The organism is Candidatus Eremiobacteraceae bacterium (assembly GCA_036511855.1).
Taxonomy (GTDB): Bacteria; Vulcanimicrobiota; Vulcanimicrobiia; order Eremiobacterales; family Eremiobacteraceae; genus JABCYQ01.
This window is the reverse complement of sequence record DATCBN010000002.1, coordinates 1-23,265: the sequence shown is the minus strand read 5'-3', so window position 1 is coordinate 23,265 and position 23,265 is coordinate 1. Positions and strand designations below refer to the sequence as shown.

The 23,265-nt window shown below is 61.2% G+C and carries 23 protein-coding genes; 8 read left to right on the top strand and 15 right to left on the bottom strand.

What is annotated here, in order from left to right; all coding sequences use genetic code 11:
* The first annotated feature begins 79 nt into the window (after window positions 1-79).
* The gene (locus VII69_00125; GenBank protein HEY5093501.1) at window positions 80-3,028 is read left to right on the top strand and encodes a hypothetical protein; all 2,949 of its coding nucleotides are present in this window, start codon (window positions 80-82) and stop codon (window positions 3,026-3,028) included.
* A 399-nt stretch (window positions 3,029-3,427) separates the two neighbouring features.
* Complete coding sequence (locus tag VII69_00120) at window positions 3,428-4,162, top strand: hypothetical protein (GenBank protein ID HEY5093500.1); 735 nt, start codon at window positions 3,428-3,430, stop codon at window positions 4,160-4,162.
* Window positions 4,163-4,371: 209 nt separating this feature from the next.
* Here VII69_00120 and VII69_00115 read toward each other — a convergent pair whose 3' ends face one another.
* The 5 genes from VII69_00115 to VII69_00095 form a co-directional block, all read right to left on the bottom strand.
* The gene (locus tag VII69_00115) at window positions 4,372-5,664 is read right to left on the bottom strand and encodes a hypothetical protein (protein HEY5093499.1); all 1,293 of its coding nucleotides are present in this window, start codon (window positions 5,662-5,664) and stop codon (window positions 4,372-4,374) included.
* A gap of 92 nt (window positions 5,665-5,756) precedes the next feature.
* Window positions 5,757-6,593, bottom strand: coding sequence for a hypothetical protein (locus tag VII69_00110; GenBank protein HEY5093498.1), 837 nt, complete (start codon window positions 6,591-6,593; stop codon window positions 5,757-5,759).
* A 291-nt stretch (window positions 6,594-6,884) separates the two neighbouring features.
* Window positions 6,885-7,340, bottom strand: a complete 456-nt coding sequence (locus tag VII69_00105; GenBank protein ID HEY5093497.1) for a DUF5069 domain-containing protein — start codon at window positions 7,338-7,340, stop codon at window positions 6,885-6,887.
* Between the two features lie 151 nt (window positions 7,341-7,491).
* Complete coding sequence (locus VII69_00100) at window positions 7,492-7,842, bottom strand: DUF5069 domain-containing protein (GenBank protein ID HEY5093496.1); 351 nt, start codon at window positions 7,840-7,842, stop codon at window positions 7,492-7,494.
* 2 nt (window positions 7,843-7,844) lie between these two features.
* Window positions 7,845-8,198, bottom strand: a complete 354-nt coding sequence (locus tag VII69_00095; GenBank protein HEY5093495.1) for a hypothetical protein — start codon at window positions 8,196-8,198, stop codon at window positions 7,845-7,847.
* A gap of 138 nt (window positions 8,199-8,336) precedes the next feature.
* Here VII69_00095 and VII69_00090 point away from each other — a divergent pair, with 138 nt between their 5' ends.
* Window positions 8,337-8,945, top strand: coding sequence for a hypothetical protein (locus VII69_00090; protein HEY5093494.1), 609 nt, complete (start codon window positions 8,337-8,339; stop codon window positions 8,943-8,945).
* On the opposite strand, the gene VII69_00085 is transcribed toward VII69_00090, so the two are convergent.
* A complete protein-coding gene (locus tag VII69_00085; protein HEY5093493.1) occupies window positions 8,890-9,441 on the bottom strand; it encodes a methylated-DNA--[protein]-cysteine S-methyltransferase in 552 nt (183 codons plus the stop codon). The genes VII69_00090 and VII69_00085 overlap by 56 nt on opposite strands.
* Window positions 9,442-9,693: 252 nt before the next feature.
* Here VII69_00085 and VII69_00080 point away from each other — a divergent pair, with 252 nt between their 5' ends.
* The gene (locus tag VII69_00080) at window positions 9,694-9,885 is read left to right on the top strand and encodes a hypothetical protein (protein HEY5093492.1); all 192 of its coding nucleotides are present in this window, start codon (window positions 9,694-9,696) and stop codon (window positions 9,883-9,885) included.
* An 18-nt stretch (window positions 9,886-9,903) separates the two neighbouring features.
* Here VII69_00080 and VII69_00075 read toward each other — a convergent pair whose 3' ends face one another.
* From VII69_00075 to VII69_00055, 5 genes are all read right to left on the bottom strand, one after another.
* Complete coding sequence (locus VII69_00075; protein ID HEY5093491.1) at window positions 9,904-11,532, bottom strand: cbb3-type cytochrome c oxidase subunit I; 1,629 nt, start codon at window positions 11,530-11,532, stop codon at window positions 9,904-9,906.
* On the bottom strand, window positions 11,533-11,970 hold the full coding sequence (locus VII69_00070) for a cytochrome c oxidase subunit II (protein ID HEY5093490.1): 438 nt from the start codon (window positions 11,968-11,970) through the stop codon (window positions 11,533-11,535).
* 218 nt (window positions 11,971-12,188) lie between these two features.
* Complete coding sequence (locus VII69_00065; GenBank protein ID HEY5093489.1) at window positions 12,189-12,932, bottom strand: HD domain-containing protein; 744 nt, start codon at window positions 12,930-12,932, stop codon at window positions 12,189-12,191.
* Between the two features lie 89 nt (window positions 12,933-13,021).
* Window positions 13,022-13,297 carry a hypothetical protein gene (locus VII69_00060; GenBank protein ID HEY5093488.1) on the bottom strand — a complete coding sequence of 92 codons (276 nt, stop codon included), beginning with the start codon at window positions 13,295-13,297 and terminating at the stop codon, window positions 13,022-13,024.
* Window positions 13,298-13,535: 238 nt separating this feature from the next.
* On the bottom strand, window positions 13,536-13,733 hold the full coding sequence (locus tag VII69_00055; protein HEY5093487.1) for a DUF5522 domain-containing protein: 198 nt from the start codon (window positions 13,731-13,733) through the stop codon (window positions 13,536-13,538).
* A 104-nt stretch (window positions 13,734-13,837) separates the two neighbouring features.
* Here VII69_00055 and VII69_00050 point away from each other — a divergent pair, with 104 nt between their 5' ends.
* The 3 genes from VII69_00050 (at window position 13,838) to VII69_00040 (ending at window position 18,429) form a co-directional block, all read left to right on the top strand.
* Window positions 13,838-17,332: a GH92 family glycosyl hydrolase gene (locus VII69_00050; GenBank protein ID HEY5093486.1), complete on the top strand. Its 3,495-nt coding sequence runs from the start codon at window positions 13,838-13,840 to the stop codon at window positions 17,330-17,332.
* Window positions 17,333-17,409: 77 nt separating this feature from the next.
* Window positions 17,410-18,009: a hypothetical protein gene (locus VII69_00045; GenBank protein HEY5093485.1), complete on the top strand. Its 600-nt coding sequence runs from the start codon at window positions 17,410-17,412 to the stop codon at window positions 18,007-18,009.
* A 165-nt stretch (window positions 18,010-18,174) separates the two neighbouring features.
* The gene (locus VII69_00040) at window positions 18,175-18,429 is read left to right on the top strand and encodes a hypothetical protein (protein HEY5093484.1); all 255 of its coding nucleotides are present in this window, start codon (window positions 18,175-18,177) and stop codon (window positions 18,427-18,429) included.
* Between the two features lie 10 nt (window positions 18,430-18,439).
* On the opposite strand, the gene VII69_00035 is transcribed toward VII69_00040, so the two are convergent.
* Window positions 18,440-18,586 carry a hypothetical protein gene (locus VII69_00035; GenBank protein ID HEY5093483.1) on the bottom strand — a complete coding sequence of 49 codons (147 nt, stop codon included), beginning with the start codon at window positions 18,584-18,586 and terminating at the stop codon, window positions 18,440-18,442.
* A gap of 6 nt (window positions 18,587-18,592) precedes the next feature.
* Here VII69_00035 and VII69_00030 point away from each other — a divergent pair, with 6 nt between their 5' ends.
* Window positions 18,593-18,946 carry a VOC family protein gene (locus VII69_00030; GenBank protein HEY5093482.1) on the top strand — a complete coding sequence of 118 codons (354 nt, stop codon included), beginning with the start codon at window positions 18,593-18,595 and terminating at the stop codon, window positions 18,944-18,946.
* Window positions 18,947-18,950: 4 nt separating this feature from the next.
* On the opposite strand, the gene VII69_00025 is transcribed toward VII69_00030, so the two are convergent.
* The 3 genes from VII69_00025 to VII69_00015 all read right to left on the bottom strand — a co-directional run.
* A complete protein-coding gene (locus VII69_00025; protein HEY5093481.1) occupies window positions 18,951-20,024 on the bottom strand; it encodes an alpha/beta fold hydrolase in 1,074 nt (357 codons plus the stop codon).
* A gap of 72 nt (window positions 20,025-20,096) precedes the next feature.
* Window positions 20,097-20,306 (bottom strand): hypothetical protein, encoded by a 210-nt coding sequence (locus tag VII69_00020; protein ID HEY5093480.1) that lies wholly within the window; start codon window positions 20,304-20,306, stop codon window positions 20,097-20,099.
* Window positions 20,307-20,335: 29 nt separating this feature from the next.
* On the bottom strand, window positions 20,336-23,265 hold a 2,930-nt coding region (locus VII69_00015), incomplete at its 5' end, for an AAA family ATPase (GenBank protein HEY5093479.1).

Below are 23,265 nucleotides of genomic sequence, written 5' to 3'. Positions count from 1 at the left end.
CGCGGCCTCGGCATCAACGTCCCCAAAACCCTCGCCGAAGCCCTCCGTATCTCCGACGCCGTCGAGCCCATTCGCCGGTATGAAATGGCGCAGCATAGGGCCGGCCGCATCCGGGGGCCGAGTGGCGGCCGTCGCCGGCAGCGCCACCGATCCCAATCTATATTACATCGGCGCGGCGGGCGGCGGCGTCTGGAAGTCGGAAAACGGCGGCGCGACGTGGGACCCGGTCTTCGACGATCAAGACGCGCAATCCATCGGCGCGGTCACAATCGCGCCCAGCGATGACAAGACCGTGTGGGTCGGCACCGGAGAAGCCAATCCGCGCAACGATGTGATACTCGGCACCGGCGTCTTCAAGTCCACCGATGCCGGCGGCTCGTGGAACAAGATGGGTCTTAGCGACCTCAAGAGCATTTCGCGAATCGTCGTCGATCCGACCAACGTGAATCACGTCATCGTGGCCGGCATGGGCGACGTCTTCAAGGACAGTCCGGCAGGTGGCGTCTATGTGACGACCGATGGCGGCAAGACCTGGACGCATTCGCTGTACGTCGGGCCGTCGAGCGGCGCGTCCGATCTGGCCATGGACATGAAGAATCCTAGTGTGGTCTACGCGGGCATATGGCAATTCCGCCGGCAGCCGTGGATCGCATCGAGCGGAGGCCCGGACGACGGGCTCTACAAGTCGACAGACGGCGGAGCCACGTGGACCAAACTCACAGGCAATGGGTTGCCGACCGGACTCGAGGGCCGCATCGGCCTCGCGATCGCGCCGGGCGACTCGACGCGCGTCTATGCGCTTATCCAAAGCAAAGACGGCTTGCTATTCCGCTCGGACGATTCCGGCGCGACGTGGAAGATGGTCAGCGACGATACGATCGTCGATCAGCGGCCGTTCTATTTCACCCACGTCGCCGTCGACCCGACGAACAAGGACAAAGTCTATACCGTCTCCTTTACCGCGGCGCTGAGCACGGACGGCGGCAAGACGTTCAAGGTGATCGCCGATCCGGTGCACGTGGACTATCATGCCATCTGGATAGCTCCGAACGACGCCAAACGCATCATCGTCGGCGAAGACGGCGGCGCGTCGGTCACGGTCGATCAAGGAAAGAACTGGGTTTTCTCGGCCAACTATGCGATCGGTCAGATCTATCACATCGCCGCAGATAATGCCAACCCGTACACCGTCTGCGCCGGCTTCCAGGACAACAGCGGCTGGTGCTGGCCGTCCAACAGCCGCGATTCCGACGGCATCACAAACGCGTACGTATACCCGGTGACGGGCGGCGATGGTCAGTGGATAGTTCCCGACCCTGCAAATCCCGATTTCATCTTAGCCGACTCGCAAGACGGTTTTGTGAATATCTGGATGAAAAAGGCGCGGATCGCGTACGGCGTCTATCCCGATCTCACGTGCTTCAACGGCTTCGCGATCGACAAGTGCAAGTACCGGTTCAATTGGGATTCGCCGATCGCGTTTGCGCCATGGGATCCGCATACACTATGGTATGGCGGAAACGTCGTGTTCCAATCTCATGACGAAGGCCGCCATTGGCTGCCCATCAGCCCCGACCTGACGCTGAACATCAAGTCGCACCAGCAGGCGTCGGGCGGACCGATCAGCCTCGACATCTCCGGTGCGGAAGGCTCGGACAACATCCTCGACATCGAAGGCGGCGCGTTCGGCCGTGGCGAGATATGGGTCGGCACCGACGACGGGCTGATCCAGTTGACGCGCGACGGCGGCAAACATTGGACAAACGTCACGCCGCCGGGCGTGCCGCCGTTCGGACGAGTGGAGGCCATCGCGCCGTCCACGCTGACCGACGGCACCGCGTTCGCCGCATTCGACCGCCACTATAGCGGCGACTACGCGCCGTACGTCTACAAGACGACGAACTTCGGCAAGACCTGGACCTCTCTCGCAGCCGGGCTGCCAAAAGACCAGTCGGTGCGCACGGTCCGTCAGGATCCGGTCAATGCAGATCTCTTGTACGCAGGTCTGGAACGCAGCATCTGGATCTCGTTCAACGGCGGGAGCAGATGGCAGAGCCTGCAATCGAATCTTCCGCACACGCCTGTGTTCGACTTGCGTTTTCAAACCCAATTCGACGATATGATCATCGGCACGCACGGCCGCTCCGCATGGGTGATGGATGACATCCGCCCATTGCAAGAGCTCGGATTGGCTCGGACAGCCGGCCACTACGTCTTCCAGCCGCCCACGGCGTACCAGTACGTCACGACTGAACTGGCCGAAGGAAACTACACCAACTACGGAGCCGACAACCCGCCGGCCGGCGCGATCATCGATTTCTTCCAGACGAAGTCGGGCGGCAAACCGCCGGTGATCGACATTCTGGATGCCCGCGGACACGTGGTGCGACGCTACGCCGGGACGCACGCACGCGGCACGACCGGGAAAAAAGTTCCGTGGGTCACAAATACATCCGGCATCAACCGGTTCGTCTGGGACTTCAGCGAAAATCCCATAACACCGTGGTACGGTGCTGCGAGCAAGCGCGCGCGCTTGCCGAACATCAGCAGCAACGTCATACCCGGACGCTACACAGCGCGCGTGACGTTCTCCAACGGACAGGCGCTATCGCGGCCGATCACGGTGAAGCCCGATCCCAACGCGCCCTGGACGCAGGCGGACTACGAATCGGGCTATGCTTTCGGCATCTCGACGCTCGCGATGCTCGATGGCCTGAACAAGGGACTCAATTCAATCGATGTGCAGATCGCGCGATTGAAAAAGCTGGGGTCGACGCAGGCCATGGACGCCGCCAAGGAGGGCGCGGCGCTGGAGAGCTCGCTCTCGGCGAACTACAAAAATGATGAAGACAGCATCATGTATCCGCCAAAAACGCTGGAGGACGTGCAAGGTTTGACCTTTTCGGTCGGATCCGGCCCGGTGCTGCAATCACAATACCGAGCCGCCGCTCTCATCAAGGTCGAATACGACGGCGCGATGGCCCGGATCGGCGCGTGGCTTGCAAAGGCGCGCGCGATTCACGCGTAGAGTCTCTCTGTGGGGCCGACCTTTACGGTCGGCCTCGTTTTTTTGTAGGAGGGCAAGCTCGTACTAGGGCAAGCTCGTACTAGGGCAAGCATCGCTTGCCCAATTGGGTGAGCGCTGCTCACCCTAGTACGGGTTGCTCACCCTCCTACATACGAGGAAGGCCGATGATAAACATCGGCCCCACAGTTCATGCCTGCGCCGCTCGACTCTGTGGGGCCGACCTTTATGGTCGGCCTCGTTTTTTTCTGTAGAGCTACCTTTCATGGTCAGCCACTTAGAAAAAACTGGGCAAGCGATGCTTGCCCTCCTACACTTAGAATGGCGCTAAGCCTGTTCAAGACGAGCGCCGCCCCCATGAGCTAGTCTAAAGCGGCAGGGCTCGGCTCATATGGGGCAGCGATGAGCGTCCCTTCATTTCATGCACAACTGGCTCTGCGAGGTTCGGGGATGCGCCGCAGTCTCGACCTCGTCGAGTTCTACCGGCCGCCGCAAGAGCCGATTCGTTCGTACGTCACAGATATGACGAAGCTGTTGCACCTTATCGTGGTAAGCGACGATTTGCGCGAGTTCCAACACGTACACCCGCAGCTTGGCTCGGACGGCCATTTCAGGCTCCCGATCTCGTTTCCGCGAGCGGCTCTCTACCATATATATGCAGACGCGACGCCGCGTGGGCCCGGCAAGGCCGTCTTCAGATTCGATGTCGCGATCGGCGATGGCCGGCCTGCCCCGCGGCCGGCGAGGGTTTCTCGCGAGATCGCGCAGGCGGGACCGTACACGGTCAGATTGAGTTCGGTCCGCGTCAGGGCTCGCGAAGACACGCCGTTGCTCGTAGCGGTGCAACGCGCCGGGTTGCCCGCGATGGACCTGCACCCGTACTTGGGGGCATATCCTCACGTCGTCGCGATCGACGCATCGGATCTGTCGTACATGCACGCGCATCCGATGACGCCCGGCGCGATGGGAATGGGCGAGAGCGGCGCGATGGACTCGGCGCTCGACAGCACGGCGACGGTTCCCGCCACCATGACCGTTCATCTCAACTTTCCACGATCCGGCCTTTACAGGATTTGGTTTCAATTCCGCGGAGGCGGCGGAGTCTATGCGGCGCCCTTTGTCGTGCAAGCGATTTGAGCAGCGAGCGAGCGAGCGATGGACGAACAACCTCTCCGGCCAAGTGAATTCGCGGCCAAGATTTTACTCCCGATGATGTTTGGGCCGCATCCAGCCGGGTACCATACCGACGTAGATGAGAGCGGCAGCGATGCCGTCGACTACAGCAAATAGAGACGCCACTGATGATTCAGACGGCGTCTCTTTCATGGCGCAGACCAAAGGCGGCGCTAGTGCCGGATTTCGAGTCCCTTGTCAGGGATAAGGTCTGCTTTACGCCTGACGAAGCTGCGAGTGAACGCGTTTGTTATCAGGCGGGGCGGGTTCGCCAAACGCGCCCCATGTGCCGCATACGGTTCAGCGACGATCCGGTAGTCGAACGCGATACTCGACTGTCCGCCGTGTTCGCGTACGGTGAATCCGCTGGCGGTTTTTTGCGAGACGTACAGACCCGCGGTGTCGCCTTGGGGTGTGATGAACACGAGATACGGACGCGCTTGCGCCATCGTCGAAGCAAAACGCGGATCGAGACGCACGTACGCTTGTCCGAGAACGAGCTGCGCTTCGCCGACGTCTTCGACCGATGCCACCGCCTGCGACGGCGAGTACATCACGACATCGCTTGCAGTCGAGGTGCTTATGACCGACATTGGATTGCCGTGCTGCGTCAGCGATCCTTTGAGGATCATATTACCGCCGTTGTCCAAGTCCATCATTTCGGCTGAGGCCGCGTAGGCGCGGATCAACGGTCCACCGTTGAAGTTCGCGGCGGCCAGCGCTTCGGCTTGCGAACCGCTCGACTCCGCGACCACGCCTTCGCCCACGTCGGAATTGAACAATCCTCCGGGCGGCTTGGCCGGAAAAAACGTGTTGATGCTCGATGCGAACGTCAGACCGAGGAACGCTGAATTGAGGAACTTTCCGCGCTCAAAATTATCGCCCGACACGCCGATGCCGGTACCGGAGAAACCGGTGACACCTGAAGCCGTCGACGTATTGCCGACGTCTTCACCGAACACTCCCGCCGAAGCGATGCCTGGAATATTGCTCTGCGTCGTTCCGAAGAGGCCGTCGCCGCCGACTGCGTTTGCAGCGATGGCTGTGCCGCTGTTGGCCGATGCACGAACGCCGATGCCGCTTGAAGTCTGCCCGAAGACGCCAAAGCCGGTCGCCGACTGGCCGCTGACACCGGCGTTATTGAGCGGGGTGCCCGACGGATTCGGTGTGGCGAGGTCGACTCCCGAGACGCCGGCGAACCCCAAGGTTTTGTTGTTCAAGGTCGTCTCGCCGAGGATGCCGTTCCCGCCGGCGCTGAGTCCGCGGATCGCCGGACCGGAGCCATTGTTCCGCCAATGGGCGCACGGGTTGACGCTATGACATACCGCGTCGGGTGTCACCGATCCGGTGATCGCCGTCCGTCCGGCGAAAGCTGGGCTTAGGGCAACGGAGCCGGCGAGAGCGATGATCCCACATCCGGCGCCGAGCGCCCATAGACTAAGACGTTTTATTGACAACGCTTGCATTTGTACTATCTCCCTTCGAGCGGAAAAAGCCGTGTCGCGTGGATAGACCCTGTTGCGACAATCCGGCCCTCACCGCCTTCGAACTTTTTGCGCTACTGTTTGGGCTCTTGCTGTTTGCACTTTCCATCGAGGTTCGATTGCAGCTCTTGCGTGATGTAGCGATGACCGTTTAATGTCGTATTGCCGCCATCGGGCCCGCGCGGCGCGTACGTGGTCTGGCAGATGTCGGCTATCTCCTGTCCGTCGGCATTGCGCCACCACGCGTTGACCGGATCGGAGATCGCCTCAGCTTCTTCATGCCACAACGTGTCGATCGTCTGATCGGCGTCTCGATCGTTCGGCCAGATTTCCGTGGGCGTGCCGCAGCCTTCCGGACCCACGTCATGTTGATAGGGTACGATTGAATACGCCACTTGCTGACTGTTGTTGAGGAAATTGCCGTGGTAAGCGCAGAGCGCGAAATCCACCTTGGCCTTGCTCGCCGTGAACACGACGAAAATGGGTTTGTAGCCGCCGTTTGGCCAGTGCTTGACGCCGATAGCCTTTAGGACTTCGGCTCGGACCGTCCCGTCGTTCATGTTTTGCGGAAAGTCCGACGTGTCCGTCCATGCTCCGCCAAGTGAACTCGAATTGAGCGGATCGCCGTTGGAGTCGGAATATTGGGTGAGAATATCGTACTGCCGGGTTCCTGCGCCGACGTCGTTGAAAAACCGCTTAATGGTGGGGATGTATTTCGGACTCATGTAAAATCCCGCCGGCCGCCAAAAAATCGCATACAGCGCCGATTTATGGATGACCGACCCGCCGTGATACTGCACCGGCGCCGTGTTCGGGCCGCTCATCGGCCGCAGCCACGGCGGCAGGTCGATGTGGATCAACGATCCATCCGGCATCACGCGCACGGTTGGGCCGGCTGCAAGCGATTCCATGTGGGCACCTCCGCTCGGGGGCGGAGCCGGAGCCGGGAGCAACGCGTTAGATGTGGCACTGTGCGAACCGCCGCTGCTGCAAGCGGCCAGCACAAGAGCAAGTGATGCGAAAAACGCAGTGCGTGCAAGCACCCGCGCCGATCCGCTACGCCAAACGTCCATGCGAATATCGTCCCCCTCTAGAAGCCGCGCACGAATGAGTGTGACGAGGATTCCCAGGAGACGCACATATGCCTGCGGGCTGAGCGGCACGCAAGAGGGCAAGCCTTGCTTGCCCTCCGGCGATTTGCGCTAACGCGCCTGCTTTAGTTTTGTTGGAGTCGGAACGGGCCTCTTTTCGTCAAGGTCGAGGAGGTCGAACCAGGTGACGATGTCGTTGCGGCCCGGAGCCAGTTTTTCGCGAAGATCTAGATAGTAGTGCTCGCTGTGGCTGCCGGGCTCCGGATGCCACTGCATGCGATCGTCGTTGAACCGCTCGATTTCGGCTTCGGTTTTCTTCGACATGAAATCGCGAGCTATCCAAGCCTGGATATTCTCGTCGGTTTGCAGCTCCTTTACTTTGTCCGCAAACGTCGTGCCGTCGGTGCCGAGAAATTCGAACAGCGGTTTATCGTGTGGGCAGTCGTAATCGTATTCGCCGAGCTTTCCCCCGTTGTAGGCTCGCGCTTTGTCGATGGTGCGCGCGAGCGAGACGATGCCGAGCATCTTCTGCTTTGTACTGCGCGGTACTGCGGTAGTCAGGTCCATGCGATGCCTCCGATTGAAATTAAGTTCGCCTCATAGCTCGTTTCCGTCCGGACCCCGTTCTAATCACTCAAGACTAGGATTGTTCGAATTCTCATCGAAGCTCGCGGGCCCTTCTGACGCCGGAGAGCAACCCAGATGCGCGTGCCGGCCGTCAGACAATCCTGCCCTCGTCTTTGTCGAGCTCGTCGATATGTTCGCCGTTCTCGACCATCACCCACTCATTGGCCGCTTCGCGCTGCGTCGGCCCCACGTGGCGTTCGAAATACGACGCGATCTGTTCGTCATCGTTTTCGCTGGCGATGAGCTCTAAGTATTCCGCTTGCCCGACCCCGCAACGTTGCAAGAACCCATCGTCCATCGGACATAAAGAGACGTAATCGCCCAAGGTCCCGGCGTGCTTTGCGTGCGCCTTGTCGGTCATTCGGCCTAGCCAGGCGAAACCGCCAAGCATTTCTCGCCCGCTGCGCGGCGGTTCTGATTTAAGATCGACGACTGTTCGCATGGCTAGTATCTCCTCTGTTCGAGCGGCTGGCGCAAGCCAAGTCCGGGCGCATACGATGGGTTGGCCGACGGGATCGGTGACACGCTCGCGCTCGGCGAAGGCGATGACGACGGTGACGTCGTGGGCATCAGCGTCGGCGTCGAGATGGGTGTCGGTCCGACGGTGGGCGTCATTGCCGGCAATGCCGGCGCGATTTGTGCGAAAGCACTCGAGCGCGCCACGTTTGACCGCCCGCCAATGCCCGCCGATGCGAGCACCACGGCAAGCGAAACCGCGAGACCGGCGGCAAGCCGGATGGAGAAGTGTTTTTTCACGAGATCTGCGCCTCCGTTGATCGTCCGATGCGTGTCTATCATCTGATACCCATTTTCGCACGCTTTCAAAGCAGAGAGAGTATAAGCAGGCGCCCCCCGGATGCAAGCCACGTCCAAGACGCGTGGGACAACCTTGCATTATCCTTAAGAAGTAGCGTCAGGAGTACAAGAGGAGGCGACATGACACGGAAAGATCTCATCGCGCTGGGCGCCGTTGCGGCAGCTACCGCCGGATCTGGCGTGCCGGTCCCGAGCGATGCAGCAGTCGATCCGCCACGTTTCCCGGCCGATGCGGGCAAACCGCTCGTCCCGCCAAAGACCGGACGCATCGAGTTCGCTGTCATGGTGTGCGACCAAGCGACCCTCATCGATTTCGCTGGACCGATGGAGATGATCAGCAGCGTCTGGATTCAGGATCGAGGGACATCGATGGATGACCAGATGCCGGTCCACACGTATGTCGTGTCCAATTCGACCGCGATGGTTTCGACGGCGCCGGGCATGCGCGTCGTTCCCGACTATAGATTTGACGACGCCCCGCAGCCGAACCTAATCGTCGTTGGCGCACAGTCGGCGCCCCCGGAGGCAGATCGTTGGCTTCAGCACGCGAGTAAGAAAGCGGATGTCACGATGTCCGTGTGCACCGGCGACTACGAAATCTCAACAGCGGGAGGCTTGACATCAGGAATGGATCTCGCCCTGCGCGTGGTGGAGCGCTATTTCGGAACTCCGGTCAAGGCGCGGCTTGCCGCGTATGAAGAATTTCACTCGACGCCGCGAACGGTGTAAACGCAAGATCGAGGGCGGTTCGACCGCTCTCAAGATCGAGCAAAACGCGCTTGCGGTGCAATCCGCCGCCGTAGCCCACGAGGCTCCCGTTCGCGCCGATCACGCGGTGGCATGGAACGATGATCACGATGGGGTTCGCGCCATTCGCACTTCCGACCGCGCGCGCCCCGTCGGGATCGCCGAGTTGTTTAGCAAGCTGTCCGTACGACACGGTCGCGCCGTAAGGAATCGCGCGCAAAGCCTCCCAGACCCGCACGTGAAAAGGCGATCCGATCAGCTTGATGGGGACGTCGAACGCCGTGCGAAGGCCCGCAAAAAACTCGCTCATCTGGCGTTCTACCGCGTTCACGACGGCGCGCGACTCTTCGTGCTCGGCGCCCGACGCGCTCATCGCGCGATCCACAAACGAAAGTTCCGTCAGCGCTCCCGCATCGGCGCGAACGAAAAGCGGCCCGACGGGGGTGTGGAATATGGCTGAAGCCGACGGTTGTTTCATATGTGTAGTGCGTCCCTGAGTTGGTCCCTTGTGCGCCGTCGCCGGCTGCCCCTTTCCTCCTGAAGGCAAGTCGCGCCGGCCGTTGGAATCGCGCCGCCAAATGACGAACCCACTGACGTCCGTTGCGGTCGATCCGAGCGAGGGTGAACGACGGTGGTTTCTCGGAACGCTCGCCACCATCAAGATCAACGGCGAACAATCCGGTTGAAGGTTGGCGGTTTTTGAAAGTCTTCTACGTCGAGAATCGGCCGCGTGCTCGTCCTCAGCACGCCGGCGGGGATCGAGCAATTCGTACGAACCTTGAGCCAACCGGCAAAAGAGCGGCGCTTGCCGGACAACGCCGAAGACTACTATCCCGAACGCGAAAAAATCGTTGAGATTTTCGGCGCTCACGGCGCGGTTATCGTGGCCCCGGCGCCGACCCTTGCAGACATCGCTCACTGAGAAACTTGATGGCGCCGGCTACCACGTTCGCATGCCCGGGGCCCCGTAGATGTGCTGCGCCAGCAGCTCCCTCACAGGCCCGAGGTACGCGAGCACCGCAAGGACGAGCGCGAGCGTCGCCCATCCGTCCATCCGGTCGAATATCCCAGGTGTCGGCTGTGCCGATTCCTCGACGCCGGCAAACGCGATCTCCCCATGATCTACTTTCTCCGTGAAGAGCGTTCCGACGGCCACGGCGACGAACATGAGTATGCTCACGAAGAGAATAGTGCCGCCGACCGCCGCCGCCACCATTTCCGGCATCCACGACGCTGCCGTGGCGGATCCTAAGTACGAAACATCGTCTGTGCGTCGAGGCGATCCAAGCAAACCGGCCCAGTGCATCGCCGTCGACATCACTGCCATGCCGACAAACCACGTATACGTCTGCGCGAGCGCGATTTTCGGCGCCCACAACCGCCGCCCGGTAAGCCGCGGCACCAGCCAATACGCGCAACCGACGAACGTCAGCGCCACCGGCCCGCCGACGGTGATGTGGAAATGGCCGACGATCCACATGGTGTTGTGGATGAGGGCGTCCATGCTGTACGAAGCGTTCACGATGCCGCCGAAACCGCCGAAAATGAAGAGGATCATCCCGAGAGCCGGCCCGGAAAACGCCGGATTGGACCACGGCAGCGACGTGACGGTCTTGATGAACCCTCGCTCGCCTTTCCGCTGAGCGGCCAGTTCGAACGTTGCGAAGATCGAAAATGCCGTGATGATCGACGGCACGATAACGCCGTAGGTGGTCATCGTCTGCAGCCACTTCCAGCCGGCCGATATTCCAGGGTCCATGAATTCGTGGTGGATGCCCACGGGCGTGGAAAGCAGCACGAGCATGACGAACACGAGTCTGGTCAACGCGTCGCTGAAAATCTTGCCGCCATAGAAGAGCGGCACGATGTTGTACCATATCAGGTACGCGCCCATGATCCAGAAATACACCAATGGGTGGCCGAAATACCAGAAGAGCATCCGTGTCGCCATCACGTTCACGGTCGGCGTCCATCCGAGCGACCACGGTATGAGAAAGAAGATCATCTCGATGGCGACGCCGAGCGTGGCGACAAGCCACATCACGAACGTGCACGCGGTGCCGTGCACCACGAGCGGAAGCCTTTTTCCGGGATTGTTCTTACGGAACCACGACATGTTCGTGAGGACGTCGGCGGCGACGATCCACGTCCCGACGACAAGCAGCGTGGCGCCGAGATAGAATATGGGACTCGCTTTGAGCGGCGCATAAAACGTGTACAACACGGTCGCGTTGCCCGCGAGGATTTCGTACGCCGCGGCCAGCGTTCCGGCGAGCATGACCGCGAACGCGCTCCAGCCCAAAGCGAGGCTGCGCTCCTTCGGCACGGCGCGGTAGGTGAAAAACGTCGCGAGTCCGCAGATGAAGAACGTCGTGAAAACGAGCGCCATCAGGACCCCGTGCGCGGTCAGCATCCGATAGTAGTCGAACCAGTGCGGCGCCGCCATCCAGTGCGCGCGCGACATGCCCTGCATCAACCCGAAGATCGCACCGACGCACAGCGCGGCGGTCGCGACGTAGATGTGCGCGAGGATCAGCCTGTTTTCGTCGCGGGTCTGTGTCTGCAGCATCTATTTGACCACGATCGAGCCGGACATGAAATGATGACCCGAACCGCAATACTCATTACACAGGAGCAGATACGTGCCCGGTGTTGTGAAGCGGTGCTTGGCGGAGTTCACCCAGCCGGGGACCACCGTCATATTGATGGCGGTATCGGCGATGAAGAACCCGTGAACGACGTCGGGACTCGTCACGTAAAACGTGACCTCCGTGCCTGCCGGAATCGAGATCGTCGACGGTGAGAACGAGAATATGTGGGCGACCACGTAGGCGTCGACGCTGTGATCACCGGTTCGACGGATCCCCGGATGATCGAACGGCGGTGTGACCGCGACCTTCGTGGGGTCGATGGTTTGTATGCTGCTCGGCGGCGTCATGCCGTCGGAAATAGCCGCCCAGCCGATGATGCCGAGGAAGACCACGAGCGCCACGATCCCAACGCTCAACCACACCTTCTCGGACCTATGGACGTGCATGGTCTACCAGCGCACTGTCAATAGATGGAACATCAACAGCCATCCGACGACGATCAAGATGCCGAGTCCGGTCACAAACGCCACGGTTGCCGGAAGCGGCACATCCTTCGGCTTATTGCGCACTAAGCAGATATCGACAAGACCGCAGTGGTTTTCCTTGTGCATAGCCGGAACCGGGGAGCGAGGGGTTAGGTGAAGCCGAGCTGCGTGAAGGCGTCGGGGCCTTTCATGTCGTCGTAAAAATTCCCGGGTTTGTAGCCGGGCACCGTGCGGATCGCCACGCCTTCGACAAACGTCGCGCCCACCGTGTCGGGCTTGCGGCGCGCGTAGTCGGTCAGAACTTCAAGAAACGCGTCATTGAAACCACGGTGGGGAAGCGCATTTAGAACTTCTTGCACCGCCGATTTTTCGAGAATTGAGACGAAGGCCGCGCCGACGTCGGTGATGACGCCGGCGCTCACGAGCTTGACCTCTGGGTCTTTGAAGCGGGCGATGCCGTACATGGCGTGCAAGGCGATCGCGTCCCATGCGATACGCGTGCGATCCGGTTTTGCCCCGCTAGCCGCGAGAAGCTTTCTAGCCGCGTTCGCGCTGTCGACTTCAAACCGGTTGGCCGGCGTGGAGTACTGCTTTGACAGTCCGATATCGTGCAGCACGCACGACACGAACACCGTCTCCGAATCGTGCTTGATCTTCTGGGCGCGCGATATCAGCTCTGCGAACAAAAACGAGCGTACTGAATGCCTATAGACGTGAACGTGTTCGACCTCGCGAGCTTCCTGTTCGGCTTGACGGGCGATGTACGAATCGGGGATCACGACGCCGGCGATGCTCGCGGGCAACACGGTCTTGGCCGTTTCGGCCGGGGGCGCCGGGGATGCTCCTCCGAGGGCCGACACCGCGGATAGACAGACGAAATCGGAGCGCTTCATCACGCGATATGTGTCCGCGCCATCGCCGGAAAAGCCCTGCCGTCGCGCGTGCCACTATACTGCCGTAACGGCGGTGATAACGCGACCTTCTATCGCTTACCGGCGCCTTTCGGGTCGGCTGCGCTATTCGGTGAGAGACGTGACGCCACTTCTCTGTAGAGATGCCGCATCGCATCGCAGAGCAACGAAGAGATCCGGAACAGACCGTCGCCCGAAAGCCGTAGGGCCATCCACGGCGTCCCTTGGTGCCGCTGAACCAATAGATACGTTTGCTCGCCTACCGAATATATCGCGAAGAGATCGGATTCGGCGATCGGCTTGAGGCCGTCGAGCGTCGCCTTGTCGATGCGTTCGATGAAGTCCATGACTTGATTTCACTTCCCAAATATAGGCAAAGGCAAACGCTCTTTTAACGTTTGCCTGCACCCGTCGAGGAGGGGTATGATGTCGATTGTAAGCCGCATTGCTTCTATGCGACCGACAATGCTAATTCGCTACCGCTCGTTCGCCTCATCTAAATTTCTGCAATTCGCAGATAGCAACTGGCATATCGAAGACGTTATTTGATCGCGTTCTTATCCACATCTTCCACAGTATCCACAGTCAATCAGCCGCGCGAAACGAATACGGACAATTCTTGCAGCCGCTGCCGCAACACGATCCACGTGCTGCGAGAAACTCTCTCGTCAGCGCGCCGTCGTCGTCCAATAGCGCGAGCATGGTCGCGCCGCACCCGGCGCATTTCGGCGATGCGGTGGAACCCATCGACATGCAGCGCGGGCAAAACAGAGGCGCGTTCATTTTTTCGCAGATGCCCGATGCATCATCGTCGGTTGCGATGGCGCTCCCGCGTTACCCTTCTCCACACTGGAGGTCCGGCGAAGTGCCAAGCGCAACGATTCCGCATGAAGAACAAGCTGGCGATTGCGCTTCTTCTCACTTGTTCAGTGTCGGCCGTGGCTCCACGCATCGCAGCGGCGCAGATCGACCCGGTCACCGAGGTCGACCCGCTCGTCGGCACGTCGGGCAATGGATTCGACGGCGCCACCGACACGTTTCCCGGAGCCGACGTGCCGTTCGGCATGGTTCAGTGGAGTCCCGACACGACGTCACAGCCGGCCGGAGGCGGCTACAGCTACAACGACTCGGCCATCACGGGATTTAGCCTCACGCATTTGAGCGGCCCGGGATGCAACGTCTTCGGCGATGTCGGCATCCTCCCCACGACCGGCGCCATTACCGATCCGGCGAGAGCGAGCCAGCCGTTTTCGCACGCATCGGAGACGGCGCAACCCGGATACTACGCGATTGAAACTGGGATGCCGGGTGTCTTCACGCAGCTGACGGCGACCACGCGTACCGGACTTGGGAGGTTCATTTTTCCCGCGACGCCGCAAGCAAATTTTCTCGTGAACGCGTCGTCGAACCAAGCCGGCGTCGGAGACGCGCACGTGGCGATCGTCGGCGATGACGAGATCGAGGGATCTGCGACCGGAGGCTGGTTTTGCGGAATGCCCGGCTCGTATACCGTATACTTCGCGCTGCGCTTCGACCGGGCGTTCGCGTCGCATGGAACATGGCGCGGCACGCGCGTCATGCCGCAAACCGGGGAGGCCTCGGGCGTCGGCGCGGGTGCGTGGGCGACGTTTGACGCCACCGAAGATCCAGTCGTCCGGATCGAGGCATCCGTTTCATGGGTGAGCATCGCGGGCGCCGAAGCCAATCTGCGCGCGGAAGCAACGAGCTGGGACTTTGATCGAGTCCGCGTGGCTGCGGCGGCGAGCTGGAAAAGCGAGCTCTCGCGGGTGAACGTCGACGGAGGAACCGAATCGCAGAGACGCATTTTCTACACGGCGTTGTATCACACACTTCTCCATCCGAACGTTTTCAGCGATGCCAATGGGACTTACCGCGGTTTCGACGGCGAGGTGCACAACGCAGCGAAAGGGCACGCCGAATACGCCACGTTTTCCGGATGGGATATCTATCGGACGGAAATCCCTTTGCTCGCCGTCCTCGAGCCGGCGCGGACAAGCGACATGATGCGCTCGCTCGTCGACGCCGCCGCACAAATGGGTTGGCTGCCGAAGTGGTCGCTCGTCAATGTGGAGACCGGCGTCATGGGCGGCGATCCATCCGACCCGATGATCGCCGGGGCGTATGCATTCGGCGCGAGAGACTTCGACGCGCGTTCGGCGTTGGCGGCGATGGTGAAGGGCGCAACGCAAACCGGGGGGACACCAGGGCAGGGCTGGTATGCCGAGCGGCCGGGGCTTGACGACTATCTTTCTCGCGGCTACGTCGTGAACGTACATACGACCAACGTCGCGCCGCTCGCGAATGGCGCGTCGCTCACGCTCGAGTATTCGCTCGACGATTTTGCCATCGCGCAGCTCGCGAAATACATCGGCGATCAGGACGTCTATCGCACGATGATGTCGCGCGCTCAGAACTGGTCGAATATTTTCGATCAATCGACGGGCCTGATCGCACCGCGAGATCCGGACGGGGCGTTTGTCGCGACGCCGCTGACCGAGGCAGGTCAGAGCGGATTTCAAGAAGGCAACGCCGAGCAATACACGTGGATGGTCCCCCAAAATCTCGCCGGCCTAGTAGATGGCATGGGCGGGCGGGCGAACACGGTCGCTAAGCTCGACGACTTCTTCACGCAGCTCGACGCGAACCAGGACAAACCGTATGCTTGGATGGGCAACGAACCGAGCATCGGCAGCCCGTGGGCTTATCTTTCGGTGGGCGCGCCGTGGAAGGCACAACGCGTCATCCGCGACGCGATGACGCAGCTCTGGGGCGACACCCCCGACGGCATCCCCGGCAACGATGACCTCGGCACGATGAGCGCGTGGTACGTGTGGTGCGCGCTTGGCCTCTATCCACAATATCCGGCGGCACCGATACTGGACCTAGGTGCGCCCACCTTTCCGCACGTGTCGGTGCGCGTCCCCAACGGCGCGTCGATCGACATCATCGCTCTCGGGGCGACATCCGAAAACGCATACGTCGAATCCGTTCTTCTCGACGGTAAGCTGTGGCAGAAAAGCTGGACCGGTTTCTCCGTCGGGCGGCCCCTGCGTCTCGCGTTTGTCGTCGGTTCGACGCCGAACAAGGCCTGGGGCGCCTCCCAAAACGACGTGCCGCCGTCCTTCTCCCTTTCGCCGGTCCATTTTCCGCCTTCTACGGAGGCCGCGATTTCAATCACGCCGGCCGGCGAGCTCGATCTTCCCGCCGGCGGAACGTCTGCATTGCGAGTGGATGTCTCAAATGCGGGGACCGTGACGTCGCCTATCTCTTGGCAGGCGACCGTTCCTGACGGATTTGTGATGACGCCTTCCAACGGCAAGCTCGTTGCTGCAGCCGGTGCAGGTGGCGGATTGGACGTGCAGTTGGCGATCGGGCCGCGCGTGGCGAATGGGCTATATTCCATCGCGATCGCCGGACAAACCGAGGGCGGGGCACAGATTCCTCGGGCTGTCGCCGTCGTACGCGTCGCGCGCCGGCCGGAGGACGTGCGTCTCTCATATATTGCTAATTTCTTCGACAACAATGTCGAAGCGCTCGACATGCGCACGCAGACCGCCGGCGTGCCGATCGCCGCCGGAGAAGAACCGCGCGATTTGGCGGTGAGCCCTGATGGAAGGCGCATCTACGTCACCGATCAAGGCACGAACACCGTCAGCGTCATCGATACGGGTCTGCAAAAAATCGTCGCGACCGTGGCCGTCGGGAAGACGCCGTGGGGAGTCGGCATCGCACCCGATGGAGCCACTGTCTGGGTTGCGAACAACGGAGACGACACGGTCCAGCCGATAGACACCGCGACGCTGCAGACCGGACCGCCCATTGCCGTCGGCCACAATCCGGAAATGCTCAAGGTTTCAAGCGACGGTACTCTGCTCTACGTCGCCGATCCAGGCTCCGACGACGTGACCCCAGTTGACCTTCACCGGCGAGCGGCGCTGGCCGCCATTCCGGTCGGCATGCGGCCGCGCGGCATCGTGCTTTCCCACGATGGCAAAATGATCTACGCGAGCAACTACGGTTCGGCTTCGGTCAGCGCAATCGATCTCGCGACGAATAAGGCGTTGACCGAAATTAGGGTCGGCACCGGCCCGCGAGGCCTTGCGATTTCGCCCGACGGCACATTGCTGTATGTAGCGAACTTCGGCGCCGGCACTGTTTCGGCCATAGATATCGCCACGAATCTGTTGAAGCGGACGATTCCCGTAGGGCTGAATCCGGTCGCGATCGCGTTCGATGCAACCGGAAGGACGGCATACGTCGTGAACCAAGACGACAACGATTGTGTGCCCATCGACGTGTTGACCGGCTCCGTGGGTAGCCCGATACGGATCGGAGATCGTCCGCTGGCTATCTCGCAGTAAACTTCAGCACTGGACCATACGTTACAGAAATGTTGGTCAAAAAGGCGCGCGCTCCGGCGACGGAAAACCGAAGCGACATGCCTGAGTACGTCCGTCAATCCAACGAACATGAAATGGTCCTCGAATTCATCAAAGCGGAATCCGCATCCAGCCAGTGGCTCGACAACTACAAGTTCTCCGAAGGCTTTTCGTACGAAGAGCTGATTCCGAACGCCGATCTGTCGGACGACTATCAGAATTCGATCCGCAGCTCGATGTTGAACTATCGCGGCTATTCGACGCGGTCGAGTCTTTTCGCGGGCTTTCCACTTGTGGTCGATTGGAGCTTCTACCGCTTCAAAATCGCGGAAATCGCCGATTTCAAGTTCGCGAACTACCCCCCGTGGTCGCAATTGGCCGGGCAGGGCCGTCTCGTGCGCGACGGCGCCCACGCGTTCGACGATGATCCCAACAGGGTCGTGGGCTTGGGGATCCGCGTCGAAAAAGTCAACGCGGTTCGGGAACGGCTGAAGTCCGGCGTCGTACTCGCACGATTGATCGTAGCCGCGATCGGAGCGACGTACGTGATCGTGGAAGGGCAGACGAGAGCGATGGCGTTCGCCAGTCTTCCGCCGGATTCGGAAGTGGAGGTGCTGGTCGGCCGCGCAGACGATTTCAAGGAATGGCATTTTCGCTGACCCCGGCTTCACGGCGCGCGACCAAGGAAATCGCGATTCCGGCAAAAATATTGGTTGCGTCACTCGGGAGGGGCGCCTTGAGAACACTCGGGCCATGTCTTTCAGATCGTCTCCGCTCATCTTTATCGCGCGGAATCGCGATCTCCAGTCGCGGAACAGGCTTGGATGGCCGCAAGCGCCGAGGATGCCGGGGACACCGGCGTGCCGGAGGAAGAGGTCGTCGCCCATATCCGGTCTGCCAGAACGAGAGCCGTCGCTGAGATCATGAACGGCAGCCATCCGCCGTCGATCGCGGAAGGCGCGATCGATACGCTCGATCATGCGATATACGCAGCTATCTCAGAATCCCAGCGCGACGAGGATCTACCGGCGCCGCGCGATCGTGACCTCGACCCTTCGAATCGCGTACGTCGTCAGTAGCACGCCTGCGTCACGCGAGCGGTAAGCCTGCTGTTGCTTTCGTCTGTTCGTCGTGGAAGGAGACGAGATCGTCAAACAACCCGGCGACGGTGGGCAGGCTGCTGGGCGGCGCCGCGGGAACGTGCGTTGGCTCCGCTCCCGATCGAAAGGAATCCAAGCCGTCATGACCGTCAAGAACATCGCGTTCACGATGTATCCCGTCACCGACGTTCCTCGCGCCGTCGCGTTTTACCGCGACGGACTCGGCCTCACCCAGTCCGGACTCGGCGCGCCGTTTTGGATAGAATTCGAGGTGGCTGGCAGCACTTTCGGGATCGGGAACTTCGAACAAGTCGGCACGCCCGGCTCCGCGCAATCGCTAGCGTTGGAAGTCGCCGACCTCCCGGCGTTTTGCGAATTGCTCGCCAAACGCGGCATCGAAGCGACCGAGCCGCACCAACTGACGAACTGTTCCATCTCCGTCGTACGCGACCCCGATGGGAATCAGGTGTGGCTGCATCAGGCGAAGGCGTCGTAAAGCGTCAGCGCGGCATCGAAGTCTGCCGGAGAAAATCGATCAAATAGTTCTTCCACGCTGCGGCGTGCGTGTGCGTGCCGTGACCGTACGTCAGATCGCTGATCGGCAACAGTACGAATCGCCCGTTTGGCACCAGCTTGATGAGCGTCTCCGCAATGCCCAATTCCGGCGGGTTGAGCTGATCGTCGGCAGAGTTGATGGCCAGCACGGGCGCGTTTATCTTGCCCAGATCCGGCTCTGGGTCGTAGTCCTGCGATGACGCGACTTGATACACGGTATCGTTGGCGTCCGTCCCGTCGGCGTATGCCTTCACTAATTTGTCGAAGTATGTGTCCGAGAGCTTCAACGTGGGAGCGGCTTCTTGGTATCGCAGCGGGCTGCTGCCCACCATCATCAATATGTAATTCGCATCCGTCAGGCCGCGCGGCTCGGCTGTGTACTCGCCGTGATCAAACCCCGGATCGTCGAGAATCGCATCCATCACCATCCGCCGCCACATCCGATTGCGGCCGGAGATCTGATGCGGCAGGCAAGCCATCGGCATGTAGCCGTCCGCGAACGTATCGTACTTCTCAGCCCATAGCCAGGCGTGCATGCAGCCCATGGACGTTCCAAAAACCAATCGCAGATGGTTCACGTGCAAACCGTCGACGACGAGCCGGTGTTCCAAGTCGACCATATCCAGGTAGCCGTAGTGCGGAAATCGCATATGCATCCCGTCGCTCGGCTTACTCGATTTTCCGTGACCGATGTCGTCCGGCAAGATGATATAGAACTTGCTGACGTCCAAGGGCTGACCCGGACCGAAAAGTTCGCCCGCAAAGATCGGCTTGAGAAATTGGTCCGCGGATCCGCCGGTGCCATGCATGATGAGAACCGCGTTCCGAACCACGCCGTTCGCATCGCGCACCGGCGTGCCGAGCGTCGTATAATGGATGTGCACGCTGCGCGCGCTCTCGCCGTCGGTGAATGTATAGTTGCTGACGGTGAAGTCGCCTTCGCTCGGCTGCGGATAGTTTGCGCCGCACAAAAAACAGGCACTCACCGCCACAGCCAAAGGCCATAATCGTCTAAACATACGACGCGGTTTGGCCTCCGATTCGCAATACCTTTTACGTCGTATCGCGACTTGATCGGCTTCGAATTCGGTCTAGGAGGGTTCGCTGTGAGCCTCGGCAGTCAGATCCGAAAGCTCGCCCGATATGAACTCGATGACGTCGGCGAGCCCGGAGATGTAAAGCTTTCGTCCCGTGGCGACGTGTTGAACCGACCCGCGCCAAGTGTGCCGCGTGGCAGTGGGCTGGGCGGGCCACATGCGGACAAGGAAAACTTGGTCGCTCGGGCCTTTGTCGTCACTCACGGGCAAAGCGTACCAGAGCGCCGTACGCCCTACGTGCGAACCGACGCGAGAATCTCCCGGTTGACGTCGATCGCCAGGAAGGCTTCTCGCGCCGCCGTGTGATCGATTTTGGCGGCGAATTCTCCGAGCGCGGTGGCCGCGCGCGAGGCCGCTTCCAACGCAAGCCCATGGTCGCCGCCCTCCCGATAGACCGTCGACATGGTCCACCAGATGTATTGGGGCCAAAAAGCTCCGTCTAAGGATTTCGCGGCAATCGACGCCAGCTCATCGACGGTGCGCCGCGCGTCGACCGTGCGTCCGGCCTGGGCATATGCGAGTGCAAGGTCGGACAGGTCGTCGGCAAAGTCGCCTGGCTCCTGCACCTGGCGCCGAATGGCAATTCCCGCCACCATATGTCTGATGGCAGCGTCGTATTCGCCGAGCACGCGTTCGGCATTTCCAAGATTCGCAAGCGCCGCCGCCTCGAAGACCGGAAAGTCGATCTCGTGCGCCTCCGCGAGCGCCCGAGCCGCGAATTGCTTCGCTCCGGTCGGATCCCCGAGATGCAGTCTGATGAAGCTCAAGTTCACCGTGTTCGCGACGCCGATGCGCGCCTCACGCACCACGGTCAATAGTTCCGCCGAGCGGCCGATGAGGTCTTGCGCCTCGTCGAAGAGCCCAAGCCGCATCGCCAAAAGCGTCTTGTTCGTCAGCGTCGTCGCCAGGCCCCGGCGATGCCCGATCGACGCATAAAGGTCGAGACTCGCGGAGAATTCGCGCAGCGCCTCGTCGAAGAGGCCGAGCCACGCCGCCGAGACGGCGATGCGCGACCGTGAAGCCGCTTCGGCTTCACGGTCGCCGACATCGAGATTGATCCCAAGGGACTCGTACGTCAGGTCGTAACATTCCCGATATCGCTGGTGAAGCAACGCTTCAGTCGCGGCGACCGCGAGCGCGCGCGCTTGAGCCGCACGGTCGCCGGATCGCGTGGCGATCTCACGCAATTGTTCGAGATAACGATGGGATGCGCCAAATTCTCCGAGGTTGGTCGTGGCATCGACCAATAACCACAGGCACTCGATCTGTTTCGACGTATCGCCGCGGGATTCGAATAACTTGAGCGCACGCCGGGCGTGAGGCAAACCCTCCCGCGACCGGCTGCGCAGAAGCAAGTGTGTGGCCTGCTGCAGGGCGGCATCGGCGCGAGCGGCATCGCTGCCGGATTTGCGCGCAAGGGTCCGCAGTGTCGCGATCAACGCGGCCTCGTCGTCCGACGCCCCAAGGCTGCGCGCGAGTAGGATGCGCCTTCGCACGATATCCAAACGCAACGCGGTGTTCGCGTTCTCGTCGTCGGACGATGTGCCGGCTAGGCGCTCGAGCAACTCGATGTCCTGTCGCTGGCCATCGCGGTCGCCGCGCCGGCCGCGCAGATCCTCGCTTAGCTGTACGAGGGGAATGAGCCGCCCGGGGTCGCTCGTGCCCTCGATCGCCTTTGCCGCGCACGCAAGCGCTTCCTCATTGGCGAAGAGCTTTGCGGCGTTTCGCGCCGCAACCGCATACCAGGTGGTCGCGCGCTCCGGAAGCCCGCCGAGTTCGTAATGAAAAGCGAGGTCGCGCGCGATCTCGTCGCCGCGATCGCCGACGAGCTGCTCGAGAACGTAGGCCGCCCGCGCATGGCGGCGCGTCAGAGCCTTCGCGTCGATCTGCCGGTATATCGCCTCGGCGATCAGATGGTGAGCGAACGCGTAGTCGAAGCGGCTGCGCGAACCGGCATCGCGCACGATGCCGCGGTCGAGCAACTCGTTGATGCCGTCGCGCACTTGCGACGCGTCGAGTCCACCGACCTCACGCACCACCTCGATGTTGAACGCTTGCCCCGCCACGGCCGCGATTTCGGCTACCGCGCGGGCACCTTCAGATAGCCGCGCGATGCGCGCCGCTACGATCGCCGCGCTCGACGGTGGACCCGATCTCGATTCTCTCCGTTCTCCGGCGGCTCGCTCCGCAAGTTCGGCTATGGCCTCGTTCAAAAAAAACGGGTTGCCTTCGCTGGCGCTATAAAGACTTTCGGTGACCTCTTCAGATGGTGGGAACGCAGACTGCATCGTGTCGAGCAAGACGTGGACGTCGTCTCGCCCCAATCTACCGAGCATGAGGATGGTCGCTAAACGCTGGCTTGTGAGTTCCCGGATCAGAGACCGCAGCGGGAGCCCCCGCGTCGCGTCCTCTTCTCGAAACGTTGCGATGACCAGTAGGGGCGACTGCGCGGCTCGCCGGGCGATCGCTGCCAGCGCTTCAATCGTCGCATTTCCAGCCCAATGAAGATCTTCCAATCCGATGAGAGCGGGTCTCGCGCGTGCGAGCTCCACCGCGTAGCGTGCGAGCACATCTAGTAAGCGCGTTGCTTCGCGTTCGACCGGAAGTGTGGGGGGAGCTTCCAGGTCAGGGAATCGCGCGCGAAGCTCGGGTAAGACTTGCGCCAGGACTGCCATCGCGAGCCGGTCCGGCGGATGTGCTAAGAGTGACGGCAGCGCTGAGCGCAAGGCATCGACGACGGTTTGGTACGGGGCGTCCTCGGGATACGTCGTCGATCCCACCGCGACTCGCCCGCCTTCGGAATCGACGGTGATCGCGAATTCAGACAACAGACGGCTCTTGCCGATGCCCGCCTCACCACCCACGAATACAACCGAACCGTAGCCGCGCGCCGCACGGCTCCAGACCATGCGCAGATGTTCGAGTTGGCTCGTACGCCCCACAAAGGGCAGCCCGGCGACGTCGTGCTTGCGATTCGACGTCGCAGGACTCGGCGCATCGAGCGTGCCGGGAAGCGTTGCGTTGCGAAGGATCGCGTCGCGCACCGCGACGGTTTCCGGCATCGGATCGACATGCATATCAGCGCGAAGCCGTTCGGCGAATCTGCTGTATTCAGAAAGTGCGCCTGACGCGTCGGCGGAGCCGTAGCGCGCCGCCATGAGTT

Coding starts and splice junctions, on each gene's coding strand:
- VII69_00125 (HEY5093501.1), top strand. CDS start 80: ATGAAATGGCGCAGCATAGGGCCGGCCGCATCCGGGGGCCGAGTGGCG.
- VII69_00120 (HEY5093500.1), top strand. CDS start 3,428: ATGAGCGTCCCTTCATTTCATGCACAACTGGCTCTGCGAGGTTCGGGG.
- VII69_00115 (HEY5093499.1), bottom strand. CDS start 5,664: ATGCAAGCGTTGTCAATAAAACGTCTTAGTCTATGGGCGCTCGGCGCC.
- VII69_00110 (HEY5093498.1), bottom strand. CDS start 6,593: ATGGAATCGCTTGCAGCCGGCCCAACCGTGCGCGTGATGCCGGATGGA.
- VII69_00105 (HEY5093497.1), bottom strand. CDS start 7,340: ATGGACCTGACTACCGCAGTACCGCGCAGTACAAAGCAGAAGATGCTC.
- VII69_00100 (HEY5093496.1), bottom strand. CDS start 7,842: ATGCGAACAGTCGTCGATCTTAAATCAGAACCGCCGCGCAGCGGGCGA.
- VII69_00095 (HEY5093495.1), bottom strand. CDS start 8,198: ATGATAGACACGCATCGGACGATCAACGGAGGCGCAGATCTCGTGAAA.
- VII69_00090 (HEY5093494.1), top strand. CDS start 8,337: ATGACACGGAAAGATCTCATCGCGCTGGGCGCCGTTGCGGCAGCTACC.
- VII69_00085 (HEY5093493.1), bottom strand. CDS start 9,441: ATGAAACAACCGTCGGCTTCAGCCATATTCCACACCCCCGTCGGGCCG.
- VII69_00075 (HEY5093491.1), bottom strand. CDS start 11,532: ATGCTGCAGACACAGACCCGCGACGAAAACAGGCTGATCCTCGCGCAC.
- VII69_00065 (HEY5093489.1), bottom strand. CDS start 12,932: ATGAAGCGCTCCGATTTCGTCTGTCTATCCGCGGTGTCGGCCCTCGGA.
- VII69_00060 (HEY5093488.1), bottom strand. CDS start 13,297: ATGGACTTCATCGAACGCATCGACAAGGCGACGCTCGACGGCCTCAAG.
- VII69_00055 (HEY5093487.1), bottom strand. CDS start 13,733: ATGAACGCGCCTCTGTTTTGCCCGCGCTGCATGTCGATGGGTTCCACC.
- VII69_00050 (HEY5093486.1), top strand. CDS start 13,838: ATGAAGAACAAGCTGGCGATTGCGCTTCTTCTCACTTGTTCAGTGTCG.
- VII69_00045 (HEY5093485.1), top strand. CDS start 17,410: ATGCCTGAGTACGTCCGTCAATCCAACGAACATGAAATGGTCCTCGAA.
- VII69_00040 (HEY5093484.1), top strand. CDS start 18,175: ATGGCCGCAAGCGCCGAGGATGCCGGGGACACCGGCGTGCCGGAGGAA.
- VII69_00030 (HEY5093482.1), top strand. CDS start 18,593: ATGACCGTCAAGAACATCGCGTTCACGATGTATCCCGTCACCGACGTT.
- VII69_00025 (HEY5093481.1), bottom strand. CDS start 20,024: ATGTTTAGACGATTATGGCCTTTGGCTGTGGCGGTGAGTGCCTGTTTT.